A 3,467-nucleotide genomic window follows, 5' to 3' on the forward strand; every position below is an offset into this window, starting at 1 on the left:
GAACGTGTAGTGGAAGTGGCGCTTGGAGATCGAGCTGGCTTTGCCGGCACGGAACGGGTTCGACAACACGGGTAGCCCCGTGCGCAAGGTCGAGAACGGCAGTGCGAGAACGCCGGCCGGTTGCCCTGGTGCCACGCCGACACCGGCGATGCCGAGGCCGCGATCGAGCAGCATCTGGGTGAAGATCCCGCCGAACGAGTGACCCATGATGATGGGCTGCTCCGGCAGCGACGAGATGAGATCGGCGTAGAAGTCGACGATCTCCACGATGCCGACGCCTTCGAGCGCGCTCGGATCCTCGCGGACATCGGCCGGGGCGCGATCGCCGATGCCGGGCCAGCCCGCGGCGAGGACCTGATGTCCGAGGTCGCGGTAGCGCTGGGCCCAGGTGTCCCAGCTGCGGGGTGTCATCCAGAGTCCGTGGATGAGGACGATGGGCGGCTTGCTGGTGTGTTTCGGCTGATTCATTTCGGTGTTCTCCCTTCCGGCGATCACGACTCGACGAAGTCGAGCAAGTCCTGTGACAGGCGTTGTTTCTCGGTGTCGGGAAGTGCGTGACCAGCGCCTTCATAGACCTTCAGCTCGGCACCGGCGATGAGCTTCGCCGAGCGCAGGCCACCGACTTCGATGGGGACGATCTGGTCGTCGTCGCCGTGGATGACCAGGGTCGGCACGATGATCTCGGCGAGATCGCCCCGAAAATCTGTGGCCGAGAACGCGGCGATGCACTCGTAGGCGCCGCGGTGGCCTGACGCGAGCCCTTGCAGCCAGAACGCGTCGCGTATGCCCTGGGGGACGTCGCCACGCCGGTTGTGTCCGAAGAACGGGCCGTCGGCCAGGTCGCGGTACAGCTGCGAGCGCGAGGCACGTTCGCCGGCGCGGATCGCGTCGAATACCTCGACGGGCAGTCCCTCGGGGTTGTCGTCGGTGCGCAACATGAACGGCGGCACCGCCGAGACGAGGATCAGTTTCGCGACCCGGGCAGACCCGTGGCGGGCGGTGTAGCGCACCACCTCGCCGCCACCGGTCGAGTGCCCCACCAGGGTGACGTCGGTCAGGTCGAGGGTGTCGAGCAGCGTCGCGAGATCGTCTGCGTAGGTGTCCATTTCGTTGCCATTCCAGGTCTGTGTGGAGCGACCGTGCCCGCGACGGTCGTGGGCGATGACCCGGCATCCGTGCTCGGCGAGGAAGAGCGCCTGGCTTTCCCACGCGTCGGAGTTCAGCGGCCAGCCGTGGCTCAGCAGGACCGCGTGCCCATCTACTGGACCCCAGTCCTTGTAGAAGATCTGTATGCCGTCGTCGGCGGTGATCGTGGGCATCGGGAGCCTCCTCGCGGGCGGGTGCGGAGCACTGTGTTCACGATGGGCCATGAAGGACTACGTGCGAACCACGTATCGCACGTAGTCCTTCAGGTCAGCCGGTAGTCGGAGGCAGGTGCTCGCGGAGCTGGCGGCGAGAGGAAACGCCCAGCTTGCGGAAGACTTTGCGCAGGTGATAATCGACGGTGTTGGCGCTGAGAAACATGATCGCCGCGATTTCGGCGTTGGTGTTGCCCGCTACGGCCAGCGCTGCCGCCTCCAACTCCTGGGCGGTCAACTCGACCGTCGGCACCGGGCGGCCGAGCCGTGCCCGCTCACCCAGCGCGCTCAGCTCGCGTGCTGCCCGCTCGGCGAATGCCACCGCACCGAAGCGAGTCAATCCTTCAGCGGCGGTGTGTAATTGGGCCTTGGCATCAGCGCGACGACGTTGCCTGCGCAGCCACTCGCCGTACAGGAGGTGAGCGCGAAACAGATCGATCGGGGTGTCCGTCTCGGTCAACGCAGCAATAGCCGCCAGATAGAGGTCCTCGGCTTCTTCGGCTGGGGCAATCAACGCTGAGCACCGCACAGCGAGGCCACGCACCCACGGCGAGCCGATGTCCTCGGCGAACACGGCGAATTCGGCGGTGACTCGGTGGGCATCGGCGGTGTGGCCGGCGCGCACCGCCGCTTCGATGTACTCGGGGAGCTGGTGTGGTGTGACTTGCAGGAATCGGTCGGCTTCGTACGGCGACAGCAGAGCGAAAGCATCCTGGTAGTGGCCCTCGGCAAGATTCCGGATCGCCAATGCGTTGATCGTGGCGGTGTGCACACCGCCGAACCCCGCTGCGAGTACGAGCTCGGCGATCTGGATGACCGCCTCCGCCGGTGCGCCCGTCCATGCGAGATAGGAACCGTTGACGACATGTTCGGCCGGGTATCCCATTGCTTGGCGCAGCTCTCGAACGCGCGCGACCGCCCGTCCCGCGGCGGCGACATCACCACGATCGAGATCGGTCAGTGAACGCATCCACAACAGGGAGTCCAGTTCTCTGAGTGCGCCTGCCTGTGTCGCGATCCGCTCGCCACGATCGAGCCAGCTGTTGCGCGCCCGCTCATCCCACAGGGCGCTGGTAAAAACCACCCCCGCGATACTGAACTCCAACACTTGACGATCGTCGAGTCCGCTCAGTACCCGCACGGCGTCCCGCATGGGCCCGACGGCCTCAGCATACGAATCCAGGATCAGGGCACCGAGGCCGACGAGCACGGCGCGGGTGACGGGCTCCGCGTCGGTCGCCGCAGCCCGCAGCCGAAGACCGAGTTTGCGCATGGTGTCGGCAGTCACTGCTCGTTCGTTGCTGTGTGCTACGTCGAATGCACGCAGTAGGGCAAGATGCTCGCGCCGTGTGTCATGTCCGTGGAACAGGTCAGCGGCCGCTGTCAGCCGATCGGGCGCGATCTGAATCGCTTCTGGATCACTGAGAAAGTTGGCCACGGAGGCACGGATGAACAGATACCGGCCGGCGGCGACCGGTTCGAGGGTATCCGGGTCGGGGATTCGATCGGTCAGGTCCAACGCGAATCGCGCCGCCCCGGAGTCGGATGCCGACTCGGCGCCGGTGAGGAGCCGGTCGTCACGGAGCACGGGATCCTCGCTCAACTCGGCTGCCCGGGCCAGCAGATTCGCCTTGGCGATCAGACCACCACGGAGTCCGGCCCGCTCGGCCGCATCGACTAGCCGCTGCGCGACCGCCGCGTCGGGGCGCGCGGTTGCGGCGGCAGCGTGCCACGCCTCGATGTCGACCGCCCCCGATGCCTCGGCCGCCCGGGCCAGAGCGCCGTGTGCGCGCCGCTGTGCGGATGCCGTCGCGGCACGGTACACGGCCGCACGGACCAGCGGGTGCCGAAATCGCACCGCCCCATCGATGACGGCCAGCCCGGCGTCATCTGCCGCTTCACCCGCGCTTTCGTCGATATCGAGGAGCGCAGCCGCACGGTCCACCAACTTCAGGTCGCCCGTCGATTCCGCGGCGGCTACCAAGATCCAGTCCTGGCAGGATTGCGGCAGAGCCTGCAGCCTGCGGCGATAGAGCTGTTCCAATCGCTGCCCGGCGCGCATCGGGCCGGGCACAAAAGACGAATCCGTGAGTTCCCTGATAGTGAGAT

The 3,467-nt window shown here is 66.7% G+C and carries 3 protein-coding genes; all 3 read right to left on the reverse strand.

Features of this window, described 5'->3' with window-relative positions; translation table 11 throughout:
• Nucleotides 1–468 (reverse strand): alpha/beta hydrolase (locus ACFWF3_RS28915; RefSeq protein WP_379316700.1); only part of this gene is annotated, 468 nt, incomplete at its 3' end.
• Between the two features lie 23 nt (nucleotides 469–491).
• On the reverse strand, nucleotides 492–1,319 hold the full coding sequence (locus ACFWF3_RS28920; protein ID WP_379316702.1) for an alpha/beta fold hydrolase: 828 nt from the start codon (nucleotides 1,317–1,319) through the stop codon (nucleotides 492–494).
• Nucleotides 1,320–1,413: 94 nt separating this feature from the next.
• The coding region (locus tag ACFWF3_RS28925; protein WP_379316704.1) for a LuxR C-terminal-related transcriptional regulator at nucleotides 1,414–3,467 on the reverse strand (2,054 nt) is incomplete at its 5' end.

The organism is Nocardia sp. NPDC060220, assembly GCF_042727815.1.
Taxonomy (GTDB): Bacteria; Actinomycetota; Actinomycetes; order Mycobacteriales; family Mycobacteriaceae; genus Nocardia.

Excerpts from the sequence above, each read along its gene's own strand:
- ACFWF3_RS28920 (WP_379316702.1), bottom strand. The coding sequence starts at position 1,319 with ATGCCCACGATCACCGCCGACGACGGCATACAGATCTTCTACAAGGAC.